The sequence below is a fragment of the Alistipes sp. i18-0019-D1 genome, assembly GCF_042852885.1.
Taxonomy (GTDB): domain Bacteria; phylum Bacteroidota; class Bacteroidia; order Bacteroidales; family Rikenellaceae; genus Alistipes.
Genome location: NZ_AP031424.1, coordinates 816,710 through 832,291, shown reverse-complemented (window position 1 = coordinate 832,291; position 15,582 = coordinate 816,710). Strand labels below are relative to the sequence as shown.

Genomic DNA, 15,582 nt, shown 5'->3' with positions numbered 1-15,582 from the left:
GTTTCGATTCGATATTAAAGTTCAACGTCAAATGGCCTTAATCTTTGTAGTTGCGCTGTGCGGGGTGCACGAACTCGAAGTTCAGCGGCTCCTTGGTGAGTTCCGGGGCCTGGTCCATGCCCTTGTACTCCCATACGGCGGCATATACGAAGTTCTCGTCGTCACGCTTGGCTTCGCCCTCCTCGGTCTGGTGCTCCGTGCGGAAGTGTCCGCCGCACGACTCCTCGCGGTTGAGTGCGTCGCGGGCCATCAGCTCGCCCAGCTCCAGGAAGTCGGCCAGGCGCAGCGCCTTTTCAAGCTCGACATTGAAGTCGTTCTCCTTGCCTACGACCTTCACGTCCTTCCAGAACTCCTTGCGCAGAGCCTGAATCTCGACGATGGCCTTTTCGAGAGACTCCTTCGTGCGGGCCATGCCGACGTTCTCCCACATGATGTGGCCCAGCTTCTTGTGGATGTCGTCCACCGACTGCTTGCCGTTGATCGAAAGGAGTTTTGCGATCTTCTCCTTCACGCCCTTCTCGGCTTCGTCGAAGGCCTTGGTGTCGGTCTTCACCTTCGGGGCCTGGATCTTGTGCGAGAGGTAGTCGCCGATGGTGTAGGGCAGCACGAAGTAACCGTCCGCGAGACCCTGCATCAGGGCCGAAGCGCCGAGGCGGTTGGCGCCGTGGTCCGAGAAGTTGGCCTCGCCGATGGCGTAGAGGCCCGGGATGGTGGTCATCAGGTTGTAGTCGACCCAGATGCCGCCCATCGTGTAATGCACGGCGGGGAAAATCTGCATCGGTTCCTCGTAGGGGCTGACGTCGGTGATCTCCTCGTACATGTCGAAGAGGTTGCCGTAACGCTGTTTGATAATATCCTTGCCCAGACGCGCAATGGCGGTCTTGAAGTCGAGGTATACGGCCAGGCCGGTCTCGTTCACGCCGAAGCCCGCGTCGCAGCGCTCCTTGGCGGCACGCGAAGCCACGTCGCGCGGAACGAGGTTGCCGAAGGCCGGGTAACGGCGCTCCAGGTAGTAGTCGCGGTCCTCCTCGGCGATCTGCGAGGGCTTGAGTTTGCCGGCGCGGATGGCCTTTACGTCTTCGAGTTTCTTGGGAACCCAGATGCGGCCGTCGTTGCGCAGCGACTCCGACATCAGCGTCAGCTTCGACTGCTGGTCGCCGTGAACCGGGATGCAGGTGGGGTGGATCTGCGTGAAGCAGGGGTTGGCGAAGCCGGCGCCCTTGCGGTAGCACTGGAATGCGGCCGAGCCGTTCGACGCCATGGCGTTGGTCGACAGGAAGAAGACGTTGCCGTAGCCGCCCGTGGCGATCACGACGGCGTGAGCGCCGTGGCGCTCGATCTCACCCGTCACGAGGTTGCGGGCGATGATACCCTTTGCCTCGCCGTCCTCGATGACGATGTCCAGCATCTCATGGCGCGGGTAGCTCTTCACCGAACCGGCTGCGATCTCCTTGTTGAGAGCCGCGTAGGCGCCCAGCAGGAGCTGCTGGCCCGTCTGGCCGCGGGCGTAGAACGTACGCGATACCTGCGCGCCGCCGAACGAACGGTTGGCCAGCAGGCCGCCGTACTCGCGGGCGAAGGGGACGCCCTGGCCCACGCACTGGTCGATGATCAGATTCGAGACTTCGGCCAGACGGTAGACGTTGGCCTCGCGGGCGCGGTAGTCGCCGCCCTTGATCGTGTCGTAGAACAGGCGGTAGACTGAATCGTTGTCGTTCTGGTAGTTCTTCGCTGCGTTGATACCGCCCTGGGCTGCGATCGAGTGGGCGCGGCGGGGCGAATCCTGGATGCAGAATACCTTGACGTTGTAGCCCAGTTCGCCGAGCGAAGCGGCTGCGGAGGCGCCTCCCAGACCCGTACCGACGATGATGATGTCGAGCTTGCGCTTGTTGGCGGGGCTTACGACCTTGATAGCTGTCTTATGGTTGCTCCACTTTTCGGCCAGAGCACCGGCAGGAATTTTAGCATCTAATTTTAAAGCCATATCGTTTGTGTGTTTATTATTCTACAATGGGGTGATTAGCAGACGCCTGCGATGCAGGGGCAGAAGAAGTAGACGAGCACCACGGCGGCAAATCCGAGGAATACGATCGTGGCCACGATGTTGGCGATGCACTTCAGGCGGGGATACCACGTGTCGTTGGCCCAGCCCACGGTCTGGAACATCGACCATACGCCGTGTGTGAGGTGGAACCACAGGGCGGCGAACCACACCAGGTAGATCACCACGTAGTACCACTGCGAGAAGGTGTAGGCGATCAGCGAGGCGCCGTCCGCGGGGTCGAGGCCCAGCGAGTTCTCGTGCCCGCCCAGAATCTCCACGAGCTGCATCTTCGACCAGAAGTTGAACAGGTGGATCAGCAGGCCTCCCAGGATGATGAAGCCCAGTACGAGCATGTTTTTCGAAGCCCATGTCACGCCCGGCTCCTGCACCGTCACGGCGTAACGCTGCGTGCCGCGCGCCTTGTAGTTGTTCAGCGTGAGGATGACGGCGTAGAGGAAATGGACGAATACGCCCAGTGCCAGTACGGCCGTTCCGGCCAGTGCGTACCAGTTTGCGCCCAGCAGCTCGCAAATCATGTTGTACGCTTCGGGCGAGATGATCGCCGTGATGTTCATCGACATGTGGAAGAGGATGAAGAGCACGAGGAACACGCCCGTCACGCTCATTACTAACTTCTTGCCAAGCGAGGAATTAGATAGAAAACAGCTCATAATGATTTTAATTTGTTATATTTGTTAATGATTTGTGTTCCGGCGCTTTTGATTTACGCACGCAAAGATAGCCATTGTTTGCGGAATAACAATAAAAACGGACGGGAATTTTATGCCTGAAAGGAGGGTTTTATGACCAAAAAAGAACTGCGCGCCGCGATGCGCGGACGGAACCTCGGAATGGCCCCTGCGGAGCGTGCCGAAGCCTCGCGGCGGATATTCGGCCGGGTCGGGCGGCTGGAGGCTTTCGGCGCGGCCCGGACGGTGGGGTTTTTCTGCTCGCTCCGCGACGAGCCGGACACGGCGGAGGCGCTGGTGCGATGGAGCGCCGTGAAGCGCATCGTGGTCCCGCGTGTCGAGGGCGACGCGATGCGGTTTTACCGATACGACCCGCAGACGCTGCGCCCGGGGGCTTTCGGCATCGCCGAGCCGGGACCGGAGGCGCAGGCGTGCGACCCGTCGGAGATCGACCTCGTGATCGTTCCCGGCACGGCGTTCACCTCCGCGGGAGTCCGTTGCGGCCGCGGGCGGGGCTACTACGACAAATACCTCGCGCAGCCGGGCGTGCACGCCGTGAAAGTCGGCGTGTGTTTTGCCCACCAGCTGGTCGGGGAACTGCCTGCGGAGCCGCACGACGTGGCGATGGATTACCTGATAACGGATTGAATGATGGATGCGAAAGAGTTTGCCGCCGCCTATGGGGAGGCGTTCGGACCGGCCGCGGGACTGCCGCTGCTGTTCTGGTATTCGGAGGAGCCGGTGCGTGCCGTGCCCAAAGTCGAAGGGTGCTTTTTCAAGGCGCTGGCCGAAGCCCGCGAGGGGCTCCCGGTGAGCCTCAATGCCGGGAATATCGGCTGCGGGGGCGGAAAGTTCTACACCGGCTTTGCGCCGATGCCGCCGTTCGTGCCGACCTTCGTGTCGCAGAAGGAGCACTACAAGCAGACGCCCGAAATGGTGCTGGAGTTTATCGGGCGGCTCGGTGTGCCGGAGGCTTCCGGCGCGTGGCTCAACTTTGCGCGCGTCGATACGCCGCAGGCCGCGGAGGCTTTCGGCGCGGCCGACGGAATGCTGTTTTTCGCCACGCCCGACGTGCTGTCGGGACTGGTGTCGTGGGCCGTTTACGACAACAATGCCGACGACGCCGTGTGCGCGCCTTTCGGGTCGGGATGCAGCGCCGTCGTGACGCAGGCCGTGCAGGAGAACCGCCGGGGCGGACGCAGCGTCTTCCTGGCGTTGTTCGATCCTTCGGTGCGTCCGTGGGTCGATGCCTCGGCGCTGGGTTTCGTCGCGCCGATGTCGCGTTTGCGCGAGATGTGCGGCACGATGCGTGCAAGCTGTCTTTTCGGGACCCACGCATGGAACAAGGTTCGGGACCGTATTAATAAAGGAAATATATGAAAAAGAGAAGAGTGGCGCTGGTGCTGGCAGGCGGCGGCGCACGGGGTGTGGCCCATATCGGGGCCATCGAAGAGTTGGAGAGTCAGGGATTCGAGATTGGCGCCGTGGCAGGGACCTCGATGGGGGCGCTGGTCGGGGGCGTGTATGCCTCGGGATATCTCGAACCGTTCAAGGAGTGGATGTGCGCACTCGATAAATACAAGGTTTTCAGTCTGGTCGACTTTGCGTTGAGCACCGAAGGGCTGGTCAAGGGCGACCGGGTGATGGAGGCGATGAAGGAACTGGTCCCCGACGTGGAGATCGAGCAGATGCCCGTGCCTTTCGCCGCCGTGGCGGCCGACCTGCTGACGGGCAGCGAAGTGGTGCTCGACAGCGGGGGATTGTATGATGCCATCCGGGCTTCGATTTCGATTCCTTCGGTTTTCAGACCCGTGCACCGTGACGGCCGGGTGCTGGTCGACGGCGGCACGGTCAACCCGCTGCCGCTGAACCGCGTGCGGCGCGAGGAGGGCGACCTGCTGGTCGCCGTGGACGTCAGCGCCCAGTTCGGGGCCGACCCCGCCCACCGGGCCAATGCGTCGCTGAATTATTACAAGGTGCTGATCGCTTCGTCGCAGATCATGCAGCAGCGCATCACGCAGCTGATGTGTCGTCTGTACAAACCCGACATCATGGTCGAGCTGCCCGCCGACAGCTACGGCATGTTCGAATTCTACCGTTCGGAGGAGATCCTCGAAGCGGGGCGTACGGCGACGCGTGCGGCGTTGGAGCGGCTGGAAGCCGACGGTAAAAACGGTATGGTTTTTGCTGGAAGTGAAGAAAAGATTGCGACGGCCCGTTTTTGAAGAATTCAAAAGTAGTGACGCAACTTCACACAGATTTTAGGGCCGCCGCAATATTCAAGGATTGAGGGAATGTCGGAAAACATTTCCGGATTCCTTACGTGACAAAGATAAAGAAAGTTTCGGGATTTGCAACCGCTTTGCCTGAAAGTGATATGGGTGCGTCCAAAATTCCGAAGGTATGTGTCTTTTTCGGGTGGCAAATCCGCTTTTTTTCGCGCTGCGGCCGCCTGTCCGGGTGTCCGGTCCGGCCTGCGGGAAGCATTCGCAAAGTAAATTCCCGGCTCATCGAGCCGGGAATTGTCCTGTTTGCGGGGTGCGGGTTCAGCGCCTGTCGCCTTCGCGGACGTAGGCCGCGATGCGGTGGCTCCGCTTGCCGATGGGTATGCCCAGTCCGAGCGTTACGTTCATCGTGCTTTGCTTGATGGGGACCCACTGCGGCGTGTGCTTCGAAGTCAGCACGTCGGTCGCCAGATAGAAATTGATCCAGTTGGGACAGAGGTTCAGCGCCAGGCCGACGGCTCCGCCGCGGTTGTCGATCACCGAGTAGCTTCCCGAAACCGTGAACCAGCGTACGGGGTGGAAGTTGACCGATCCGGTGATGTTGTGCATGGTCTTGTACTTCCAGACACGGGCCGTGTAAAGCAGGCCGATGCCGATTTTGTGGCGCCACACTTCGTATTCGAGTCCCGCGTTGATCGACGCGCGGAGCATCTTGGTCGTGCTGCGCCCGTCGACCTGGTTGAATTTCAGCATTTCGAGGTCGAAATCCGGAACCGGCTCCGAGGCGTTTTCCGGAACCGTGGCGCCCGTGAATTCCGTCTCCTGCGTCGAGACGCCCATGACGGAGTTCTTCTTGCTCCAGCTGATGAATCCCAGGTCGGTTACGGCCAGCGACGCCTGCAGGTTGGGCAGGATGTCGTATGTGGCGCCCAGATCGAGTGCAAAACCGTATCCTGCGGGTTTGGTGGGTTTGAAGTCGAGATCGCCGATTTCGAAGGTCTCGCTGTCGGGGTTCATTTCGACTTCGGCCCCGGCGGCTGTGAGGTCCAGCGTACCCTGGGTGAGAACAGCCCAGCGGTCTTCGCGGAGCGAGATGTCGAAGCGGTCGTAGGTGACCTGCGCACGGGCGAGTCCGGCGAGGAATTTACCGCGGATGCCGACGTAGAGACGGTCGTCCATCAGCGGGAACGAGTAGCTGAAAGCCGCCTCGAGGTAGGAGTCCATCGAGGTGCCGAAGTTGCGGATCTGGCCCTCCTTGCCGAGTTTGATGAATTCGAAGAGCGAGTAGGGCAGGTTGGCGTCTTCGTTGACCCGCACGTTGAGGTCGAACGACCAGAAATTCTTGTGGTTTTTGGTGAAGGCGCCGAAGCCGATGACGTTCATGCGGAAGTCCATGCCCAGCAGGTTGTCCTGCTTGAGGCCGGAGAGTGCGTCGGCGGCCGACACGGAGCTGTCGAGCAGCGTCACCAGCTTGCCGTCGCGGGAGAAGAGAATGTTGTCTACGGCGAGGTTGCCGCCCACGTTGATGTTCATGCCGCCGATGACCGGGATGTTGACGTAGCCGCGCAGCGGTGCGAACGCCGGGTTGAACTGGCTGCGGAAGGTCGAACCCTCCATGAAATAGGCCGTGGGGTTCTGAGCTGCGGCGCCGGTCGCCAGAAGCGCCGCCGCGATGAGGGTGTATATTTTTTTCATGATGGAGTGCGGTTTAGATGTCGAGTTTCAGTCCTCCGTTCTTGAGCAGGCTCAGGCTGATGACGATCTGGTACTGGTCGTCGCTGAATCCTTTGCCGGGATAGTATTCTGTGAGCGTCACGGGAATCCGGATCGTGATGCCCTCGACGATCTGCCGCAGGTCTTCGGCGAAAAGTTGCGTTTCGGGGATGTCGTTCGATGTCTTGTCGACGCCGACCTCGACCTGGAACGTGACCTCCGTGGGCGAGAGGCGCGGATCGAGGCGCAGCGAGAGGGGCAGTCTGCTGGTGATCTGGCCGTAGAGGAACAGTGTGTTCCTGGCGTTGGGCGTGCCCTCGGGGTCGAGGTTGTCGGCGAGCATGTCCACTATGTCGCTGCTGATGTCGATATGGCCGACTTCGTATTCGAGCTGGTCTATTCCGAGCGAGCCGGTCAGGTAGGTGCGGGCCAATGCGCTGACTTCGTCCGCGAGCCGTTCGCGCAGCGATGCGTCGTTGCGGTAGGCGGTTTTGAATGCCGTCTTGAAGGTTTGCTCGTCGGGCGCCGTCAGGTTGAGAAGCGGCAGAAAATCCGCGGCGTATTTGTCCCAAACCAAATCGACGACCGATGCGAGTTTGGCGTCGCTGGTCTGCATCTCCTCGCGCAGCGTTCGGAGCAGCGTGTTTACATACGCCGGCTCGTTCTGCAATTTGACGAGGTCGACGAATTTGTCGTCGGGCAGCTGGGTGGGAAACCAGATGTCGGCTTCGCGGAAGATCTTTTCGATGTCGCCGTCGTTGTTTTTGATCTCGTCCTTCGAGACGAGCACCTTGACCAGCGGGATGCGGAACTGCGACCCCTCGTCGCCGATGGCGATGTTGTCGGTGTCGATGTTTCCCAGATCGTAATCCTTGTCCACGCATGCGGTGGAGAGCACGCCGGACAGGAGCAGGAGGATAAGTTTTCTCATAGGCATGGATTGTGCTGAAATAGTGAGATGCAAATATATAATTATTCGACGGATTAAACAAGAAATGCGACCTTTTTATAGACCTTCGTTTTTCCGATATATTTGCTAAATTTGCAGGGCGTATGGCTGAAACGGAAAAACCGAGTCTCAAGGAGCAGGTGGCCCTGCTGCCGCTGTCGCCGGGCGTCTACCAGTTTGTGGACCGCTCGGGGACGATCATCTACGTGGGCAAGGCCAAGAGCCTGCGCAAGCGGGTGTCGTCGTACTTCGTGCAGTCGAAGGAGCACAGCGCGAAGGTGCGCGTGCTGGTGAAGCAGATCGTCGAGATCCGCCATATCGTCGTGGGAAGCGAGACCGACGCCCTGCTGCTGGAAAATTCGCTGATCAAGAGCCTCCAACCGCGTTACAACATCCTGCTGAAGGACGACAAGACCTATCCGTGGATCGTCGTGCGGCGCGAGCACTTTCCCCGTGTGCAGTCGACGCGTATCCTGACGCGCGACGGTTCGCAGTATTTCGGTCCCTACGGCTCGGTGATGATGCAGCGCAGCGTGCTCGACTTCATCCGCGAGGTGGTCCCCCTGCGGACCTGCAAACTCAACCTCGCTCCGGAACCGATCGCCAAGGGCAAGTATTCGGTCTGCCTGCAATACCACTTGGGCAACTGCAAGGGTCCGTGTGTCGGTTTGCAATCCGAAGAGGAGTATGCGCAGCTGGTCGGCATGGTTGTTTCGGTGCTGAAAGGCGACCTGCGTCCCGTGCGCCAATACCTCGAAGGGGAGATGGCGCGTGCGGCCGGGGAGCTGAAATTCGAGCTGGCGCAGCGGTACAAACAGCGGCTCGACGCCCTGGACAACTATGCCGGACGGTCGGTGATCGTCAGTGCGAAGATCGTCGATGTCGACGTCTTCTCGCTGCTGCCGGACGACGATGTGGCCTGGTGCAATTTCGTGCGTATCCGCCACGGTTCGATCGTGGGCGTGCAGACCGTGAAACTCTCGACGGGTATCGGGGGCGACGAGCGCGACATGCTGACGCTGGCCATCCAGCACATCGTCGAAAATATCGCCGGGGGTGAACTGGCCCGCGAGGTGATCGTGCCGCTGCTGCCCTCGACGACGCTGCTGTTCGGAGGCGTGACGTTCACGGTCCCGAAGCGCGGGGAGAAACTCGAACTGCTGGAATTCTCGCAGAAGAGCGCCCGTATCTACCGCGCCGAGCAGTTGAAAAACCTCGAAATCAAGAATCCCGAACGCTATACCGAGCGGTTGATGAATGCCATTCAAAAGGAACTGCGCCTCGACAGACAGCCGCGGCACATCGAATGTTTCGACAACTCCAACCTGCAGGGCGCTCATCCGGTGGCCTCGTGCGTGGTGTTCCGGGATGGAAAACCCTCCCGCAAGGAGTACCGCCATTTCAACATCAAGACCGTGGCGGGGGCCGACGATTACGCTTCGATGCGGGAGGTCGTCTTCCGGCGCTATACGCGCCTGATGGCCGAAGGGGCCGAAATGCCCGACCTCATTATCGCCGACGGCGGAAAGGGGCAGATGGGAGTCATTCACGAGGTGCTGGAGCGCCTCGGGCTGGACATCCCCATTGCCGGACTGGCCAAGGACGACCGTCACCGCACCGCCGAACTGCTCTACGGCTTTCCGCCCGTGCTGGTCGGTATCCGTCCTACTTCGCCCCTGTTTCACTTCCTGTCCCACATTCAGGAGGAGGTGCACCGGTTCGCCATTTCCTTCCACCGGCAGAAACGCAGCAAGGCATTTATCCACAGCGAACTGGAGCAGATCGAGGGGGTCGGGGACAAGACCATCCAGACGTTGCTTCGCCATTTCCGCACGGTGGAAAAGGTCCGTGCGGCCAATATCGAAGAACTTTCGGCGCTGGTCGGGGCGGCGAAAGCGAAAAAAATCAGGGCCTTTTTCGAAAAATAGCCGTATTTTTTGAAAAGTTACGAAAATCGCCTATCTTTGTCCACCCGATTCGCCGTGTAATGCTCGCGGAAATGCCCGGATGGCGGAATCGGTAGACGCGTTGGTCTCAAACACCAATGACAGCAATGTCGTGCCGGTTCGACCCCGGCTCCGGGTACGTAAAACGGCGCTTAATCAGTTGATTAAGCGCCGTTTTGCTTTTGTTGGGGCGTAAATAAGGTGTAAAAAACGACAGAATGAAATATGAATTATGGTGAGTGTAAATTGGAATACATCAAATTTCATAACTCTATAAAATAGAAGATTATCAAACGCTAATCGACTATAAAGAAGTCGATATTATTCAAAAATCAAATGATTTTTGAGGGCTGTTAGTTCTTTGAGTAAATTTTATAATAAGATTATTGATGTTTGCTTCATTTAGATAATCTGCGTATTTAGGATATTGTATAAGATATTTCCCTAGCTTTTGTTGTGGATCTTTGCCTTCGTCTTTTATTTTTGCTAGCATTAACTTTATATATCTATTACAATTGTCTGAAAAATCAATGTTGAATTTTATATGTAAATAGAATGCTCGTAAGATGTTAGCCTCTATTGTATGATTCCTTTTTTGGTAAAGGTAATGCTTTTGAAGAATATCTAGTTTATTTGACTTGGCTAATTTGTTGTAATTCTGGGCATGCAAATTAAGAGTCTGAATGTTTAATACAATTGAATCGTAATTATAAAAACATCCGTTTGCAATTTTCTCTAATAACTTTTTATCTTCTATATCTGAAACTGAATTTAGAGTCTTGAATTTAACGACCTTATTTCGGAATGCCCAATTGTCATTAATATTCCAGATGTCGACCTCCAAACCATTTAATATTATTTTTATTCCATTATGTCGATTGACTTTGTAGTTCAGATTATGGGATTTGATTTGATTTACCAATGTATCTTTATCTGCACTTGTAATAATATCTACGTCGCGGGAAGATTTATTATTAATGATATCTCTTAAATATCCACCGACAATATAAGCAACATTATATGTTAGTAATTTATAAATAAACTGTTCAAATTCAGGGCTATTCTTTAAAGTATTTTTAAACTTTATAAGAAATAACCTTTTAAATTCTTTGTAATCATTAATTTGTTTGATCATTATAATTTAATTCCTTTCAATCTTTGATATAATGATATTGCATAAGAGTCAGTCATTCCGCTTATAAAATCAACGATAAGTTGTATCTTATTATATTGGTCTGATGTGCTTTGGTTAGGGTATTTTTCAAAGATATATCTATAGCTTGAAGAAATGTTTCTGTAGAGTCGACTGCTTTGAGGCGTTTCTTCCATAATTCCAGAAATAAATATGCCTAATAACCCCTGGATTGCCTCCCAGCCAGCTAGTTCAATTTGTGTAATTTGTTTATCATTATAAACAATTTTTCCTAACTCTTTAAAAGCTTGCCTTATGTCTGAAGCATTTGATAGATAAAGCAATTCGTCTTCTACTTCACCGGTCATTATTTTTTCATAGTTACTCACAAATGTTGAAATTACGCCATCAATCATTTTGCCTTGTGCAATAACCCTCAATTGTTGTGTCGCAAACATCAGACGGTCTCCAATATTCTTGTCTGTACTTTGATATATCTTGTCGAAAATTTCTATAAGGTCTTTATTATTATCAAGTTTTTCTGTAAATACGTCTTTTATCTTCTCATAGCTTATAGCCCCTAATTTAACCCCATCCTCTATGTCTGCTGCGCAATATGCAATATCATCTGCAGCCTCTAATAAATAGGCTGCGGGATGTCGCTTAAGATTGAGTTTAAGGGTCTCGCTTATAGCTTTATAGTCGGCTTCTTCGGATGTATAATAACCATATTTTTTTAATCTTATTTCATTCGTTTTTTTACCTTTATTTCCGTCAATTGAATTTGCAGGATATTTTGTAATAGTTGCAAAAACGGGAAATGTCAAATTGAAACTATTCTCATCTTTAAACCAATATAATCGCCTTAATATTCTAAAGGCCTGTATATTGCCATCAAAATTAATGTAATCTTCTTTCTCTTGTTTGGATAATCCAATTAGCTGATTTGTATTAAAAAACTTGACAAAAAAGTCTTTTATGGCTTCTTCTCCAAAGTGACCAAATGGTGGATTGCCTATGTCATGGATAAGTCCAGCAACTCTTAATAATGAACTTAATTGATTTGATAGTTCGGGATCGTATAATTCTTTCTCTATTAGTATTTTCTCTATACTAGTTCCGATTGAACTGCCTATATAAGAAACCTCTAATGAATGTGTAAGTCTAGTTCTTATGTAGTCACTTTGCTCTAATGGATATACTTGTGTCTTATCTTGAAGCCGCCTTATCGGTGCACTTGATATTAGTCTGCCATAATCCTGCTCGAAAGGATTTCTTTTGTCTATAGGTATCGTTTTTGTCCGCTTTCTAAACGTTTCAGGAGTAAGCAGAATATTCCATCTATTATCCATAATAACTTGTTTATTGTTAAAATAATTCGTTACTTAATTCTGTTTCGTCAATTATGCAATCATTGGGATAATTTCGTAAATCTTATAAGCTACAATATTATTATCATTTACTATAGTTTCTATATATTTAACTTTTGCCAATCAACCCTATTGCCTTGAGAGACTTGCGCAATGTGTCTATTTCAACTCTTTCTATATTATCTAACTTATATATTAAGTTGTTATCTATGCTCATACGACATACTATATTATTGTTCGATTTAATGCCTGAAAAATTCAATATATCAAATATAACTAATAATCTAGCATTCTCAAAATTTCTTTTTAACTTTGCCCCTGCGAACAATATGTTATAAAATTCTTTTACGTGGTAGCCAGCAAAGCAACCATATTAAAGGTATGCGCAGAGCCGTTGGGGTTTAGCGACCCGCGAACGGCACTTTGCTGAGCTTGTAAAAGGGTGATGTATTGTTCGCAGCTGCGCATATTTTTATATTTATGCGAACAATGCATCATGTCCGTACTCCGTACAGACACGCCGCAAGGCCAGCCGCAGGCGGTTCCCGCCGTGCAACCTCCCGATTCATTTCCATTCCCACCCGCCGGATTAGCAAATAATTGCTAACCAAGTTGTTATTCTCTTTATTGCCGAAAACCTGCGATAAGGACAGCCCTTACTATGTCAAATTTCTAACAATCAATCAAATGGAAGCAAACCAAAACCCCGTGCAGGAAAACTCTGCACAACGCATAGCCCTCGAACTCGAACAGCCCGCCGAACGACTTTACGATCCTGCCGAAGCCGCCCGGATCGTCCAATGCCTGACAGACGGCTATTTCGATCCCGAATATATCCTATTGTTCGGTAAATTGGTCGGCGGCACGCCGCACAGCGACGCAATGGCTTATGACCTGCTGATGGTCGTTCGTGAACCCCCGGAATACGATTGGATTCAGACCAAACGCATCCTGCGTTATAAAGTGCCCTACAGCTGCCGGAAGATTACCTACATTAATCTCTATATCATGACGTTGAGCTACGTTGAATCGAACGCGACGCCGTTCCTCTTCTTCGCCCATGCCGAGGGCGAGTTGCTGTATTGCAGCGACAGCTACCATTTCCAGCGTCCGAAACACCCGATCGACTTCGCCAAGGCGTATGCGGATGCCAAATTTCATTTCGACACGTTCCGCACGCAGGGCAACGAACTATTGGAACAAGCGCAGGACGCTTTCAGCGAGAGCCGCAATATGCGTCTGGCCGCGCAGTTCTCGGCGCAGGCAATGGTCTATTTCTACCATACGCTTTATTACGTCTATCACGGTCTGGAGTTCGACAGCCACGATCCGGTCATCATGCACGACCGGATGCGGACGCTTTCCACGAAGCTGATGCTTGCTTTCGACGACAATCATATCGAAAACATCTTCACGCTGCCGCGTCTGAAGAGTTTCCTGCAAAAGTCTCCGTATGGCATCCGGTTCGACATCGCACCTCAAAAGTTGGATATACACATGGAGCGTGTGCGTAAAGCAGGCGGGATTATCGAAAACCTGTGCGGCCTGCGGCTGGAACTTTATAAAGAATTGAGCGAACGGTCGTAAGCGGTCGATCATCCGAACGAAAAGGGGGCTTGCGAGATCATTGACAAGCCCGCAAGCTCCCTTTTTTGTCATCCTACTTTTTCTTGGCTTTTGACTGGACGTTCTGTTGGCTTTGTTCGTACCAGTATTTCGCGGTGTTTTTCCACTCCCGCCTGTCTCGGATATAATACCCTGCCGCGCATGTTGTAGCCAATGCGACGATTACAAGGCCTATAATAATTTTCAGTACGATAGGCGGCTGTTTCAGGTAGCGGATTTGTTGTTGCATTTCGTAAATGGTGTGATTCGTCAGGTGCTCAAACTTTTCCGTATCGACCTCTGTCTTCATTTTGGCTACCTGTTCCTGCAATGCCGTTATTCCCTGTGTATTCTGTTTGACGTCTGTCCCGATCTGCTTCAATGAGCCGAAAATATATTTGAACAGCATTTTTATACCCGAATTGTCGGATGGCAAGGTGTTGATTACGGGTTTGAATTCAATCTGCCCGATGCGGTTTAACAGGTTTGCGACTTGTTCGGCAGTGTGTGCCGATGTTTCGGCTATTTCTTCGATCTTCTGGGTCAATGCCGCATTATCCCTGCCTTGTGATTTTGACACCTCGGATTTCAGGGCTTTGATGATTTCTTCTTTCAAATCCTCGTACATATCTAATGTAAGGATGTTGTTTTGTGTGTTATCCATATCGGTTAGTGTATTCTGAATTTTGGTTTGTTGGTTTTAATTGTGCGTAATTTTCGGCTTCGCTCGGCCTGTTCGATCAGCATCGCTTCGGTCGCCTGCCGGATCAGGGCCGTAACGCGGGCTATGTGTTCCTCGTGGGATTCCCCGATCCTCCGCTGCATCTGTTCCGGGGTGATTGAGCCGCAACACCAGCCCGGCGGTAAAGTCATACCGCCCGCCACGCCGAAGCCGCCTAAATCGAGGGATTCGCCCGAATTACCGCGACTGCCGAACAACCCGGCAAACGCCGACCGATAACGACCTGCTGCTGCGGATAAATTCCCGACCGCCTGCGCCGAATAGCGGGGCTGTGCGACGGGAGTAACGATCCGCTGTACCTGCGAGAAACGACGGTCTAACTTGGAGAAGCTGAAAGCCCGGTCGATCTTCGAGCCGGAAAAGGTGTAACCGTTCATACCAAACAATACGCCCTGCCTGCGGTCGGTATTCCCGCAATACTTGAATGTGGTCGTAATACCTCGTTCCTGCAATCGTTTCTCCAGATCATCCCACGACTTACAACCGGACAGACAACCCCGGATAGCGTCGTAAATGGCGTACTTGGTATTGTCCGGCTCCCGCAACCGTTCACGCCGCACCTGCTCTTTGCCTTTCGGATAGTATAAACCATACTTGGCTGTAAGCTCCTTGCAAACCTTGCCGTTCCGGATTTTGGTATTCTTGTCCGATATGGTCTGCCCGTCGTTTCCGACCCGGTTGTAGACGATATGACAATGCGGATGCGTTTGATCCGTGTGCCGGACAATTAGAAACTGCGTGTCCCGAATCCCCATGCGCTCCATATACTCCCGTGCAATCTGCGCCATAGCCGGGTCGGTCAGTCGGTCGGCATCTTTCGGAGAGAAGGATAACGATATATGTCCGACTGCGTTTTTGATCCGGGGATTGAGGAGCGTTTGGTCTTTGAAATCGCGCACCATGTCCGACACGCCCGGCGGCTCAATACCCTCAAAACCCAATATCCGCGACTGCTCTTTCATTACATAGCCGACCGTCGCACCAAAGGATGATCCGGCGATAATCTTACCGATCATGGCGCACCTGTTTTAGAAAGTCCTCGATCTCGGTAATGATTGCCGCGTGGGACACAATTACCGCCGCAAATCCGCCGACATTGGCCGAGCGAGTGAGTTGATTGAGGTTGCGGGCAATGCCTTTCAACTGCACCATATAATTCAGATGTTC

The 15,582-nt window shown here is 53.2% G+C and carries 14 protein-coding genes and 1 tRNA gene; 6 read left to right on the top strand and 9 right to left on the bottom strand.

Annotation, left to right across the window (positions count from 1 at the left end):
* Nucleotides 1–37: 37 nt before the first annotated feature.
* Nucleotides 38–1,984, bottom strand: coding sequence for a fumarate reductase/succinate dehydrogenase flavoprotein subunit (locus ACGHP5_RS03340; RefSeq protein WP_390568040.1), 1,947 nt, complete (start codon nucleotides 1,982–1,984; stop codon nucleotides 38–40).
* A gap of 35 nt (nucleotides 1,985–2,019) precedes the next feature.
* Nucleotides 2,020–2,715: a succinate dehydrogenase cytochrome b subunit gene (locus tag ACGHP5_RS03335; protein WP_390568039.1), complete on the bottom strand. Its 696-nt coding sequence runs from the start codon at nucleotides 2,713–2,715 to the stop codon at nucleotides 2,020–2,022.
* A gap of 132 nt (nucleotides 2,716–2,847) precedes the next feature.
* On the opposite strand from ACGHP5_RS03335, the gene ACGHP5_RS03330 reads away from it, so the two are divergent.
* The 3 genes from ACGHP5_RS03330 to ACGHP5_RS03320 are packed head-to-tail and all read left to right on the top strand — an operon-like array spanning nucleotide 2,848 to nucleotide 4,958.
* Nucleotides 2,848–3,381, top strand: coding sequence for a 5-formyltetrahydrofolate cyclo-ligase (locus ACGHP5_RS03330; protein WP_290533490.1), 534 nt, complete (start codon nucleotides 2,848–2,850; stop codon nucleotides 3,379–3,381).
* 3 nt (nucleotides 3,382–3,384) lie between these two features.
* Complete coding sequence (locus tag ACGHP5_RS03325) at nucleotides 3,385–4,113, top strand: DUF169 domain-containing protein (protein ID WP_390568038.1); 729 nt, start codon at nucleotides 3,385–3,387, stop codon at nucleotides 4,111–4,113.
* Nucleotides 4,110–4,958 (top strand): patatin-like phospholipase family protein, encoded by an 849-nt coding sequence (locus tag ACGHP5_RS03320; protein ID WP_337756592.1) that lies wholly within the window; start codon nucleotides 4,110–4,112, stop codon nucleotides 4,956–4,958. The genes ACGHP5_RS03325 and ACGHP5_RS03320 overlap by 4 nt, the downstream gene beginning before the upstream one ends.
* 321 nt (nucleotides 4,959–5,279) lie before the next feature.
* Here the strand turns inward: ACGHP5_RS03320 and ACGHP5_RS03315 are convergent, their stop codons facing one another.
* Together ACGHP5_RS03315 and ACGHP5_RS03310 are read right to left on the bottom strand one after the other, a co-directional pair.
* Nucleotides 5,280–6,653 carry a DUF5723 family protein gene (locus ACGHP5_RS03315; protein ID WP_290533492.1) on the bottom strand — a complete coding sequence of 458 codons (1,374 nt, stop codon included), beginning with the start codon at nucleotides 6,651–6,653 and terminating at the stop codon, nucleotides 5,280–5,282.
* Nucleotides 6,654–6,666: 13 nt separating this feature from the next.
* The gene (locus tag ACGHP5_RS03310; RefSeq protein ID WP_390568037.1) at nucleotides 6,667–7,602 is read right to left on the bottom strand and encodes a hypothetical protein; all 936 of its coding nucleotides are present in this window, start codon (nucleotides 7,600–7,602) and stop codon (nucleotides 6,667–6,669) included.
* 122 nt (nucleotides 7,603–7,724) lie between these two features.
* Here ACGHP5_RS03310 and uvrC point away from each other — a divergent pair, with 122 nt between their 5' ends.
* Complete coding sequence (gene uvrC, locus ACGHP5_RS03305; RefSeq protein WP_390568036.1) at nucleotides 7,725–9,548, top strand: excinuclease ABC subunit UvrC; 1,824 nt, start codon at nucleotides 7,725–7,727, stop codon at nucleotides 9,546–9,548.
* Between the two features lie 73 nt (nucleotides 9,549–9,621).
* Nucleotides 9,622–9,705 (top strand) — tRNA-Leu (locus tag ACGHP5_RS03300).
* A 186-nt stretch (nucleotides 9,706–9,891) separates the two neighbouring features.
* On the opposite strand, the gene ACGHP5_RS03295 is transcribed toward ACGHP5_RS03300, so the two are convergent.
* Together ACGHP5_RS03295 and dgt are read right to left on the bottom strand one after the other, a co-directional pair.
* Nucleotides 9,892–10,701, bottom strand: coding sequence for a hypothetical protein (locus tag ACGHP5_RS03295; protein ID WP_390568035.1), 810 nt, complete (start codon nucleotides 10,699–10,701; stop codon nucleotides 9,892–9,894).
* A complete protein-coding gene (dgt, locus tag ACGHP5_RS03290) occupies nucleotides 10,701–12,050 on the bottom strand; it encodes a dGTP triphosphohydrolase (RefSeq protein ID WP_390568034.1) in 1,350 nt (449 codons plus the stop codon). The genes ACGHP5_RS03295 and dgt overlap by 1 nt, the downstream gene beginning before the upstream one ends.
* Nucleotides 12,051–12,755: 705 nt before the next feature.
* Here dgt and ACGHP5_RS03285 point away from each other — a divergent pair.
* Nucleotides 12,756–13,655: a nucleotidyltransferase domain-containing protein gene (locus ACGHP5_RS03285; protein WP_390568033.1), complete on the top strand. Its 900-nt coding sequence runs from the start codon at nucleotides 12,756–12,758 to the stop codon at nucleotides 13,653–13,655.
* Between the two features lie 73 nt (nucleotides 13,656–13,728).
* On the opposite strand, the gene ACGHP5_RS03280 is transcribed toward ACGHP5_RS03285, so the two are convergent.
* Genes ACGHP5_RS03280 through mobC form a run of 3 tightly spaced genes read right to left on the bottom strand, consistent with a single transcriptional unit; the run spans nucleotide 13,729 to nucleotide 15,567 of the window.
* Nucleotides 13,729–14,337, bottom strand: a complete 609-nt coding sequence (locus ACGHP5_RS03280; protein ID WP_390568032.1) for a hypothetical protein — start codon at nucleotides 14,335–14,337, stop codon at nucleotides 13,729–13,731.
* A gap of 5 nt (nucleotides 14,338–14,342) precedes the next feature.
* Nucleotides 14,343–15,431: a relaxase/mobilization nuclease domain-containing protein gene (locus ACGHP5_RS03275; protein WP_390568031.1), complete on the bottom strand. Its 1,089-nt coding sequence runs from the start codon at nucleotides 15,429–15,431 to the stop codon at nucleotides 14,343–14,345.
* Nucleotides 15,421–15,567 (bottom strand): plasmid mobilization relaxosome protein MobC, encoded by a 147-nt coding sequence (gene mobC, locus ACGHP5_RS03270; RefSeq protein WP_390568030.1) that lies wholly within the window; start codon nucleotides 15,565–15,567, stop codon nucleotides 15,421–15,423. Before mobC ends, ACGHP5_RS03275 begins: the two co-directional genes overlap by 11 nt.
* Nucleotides 15,568–15,582: the final 15 nt, after the last annotated feature.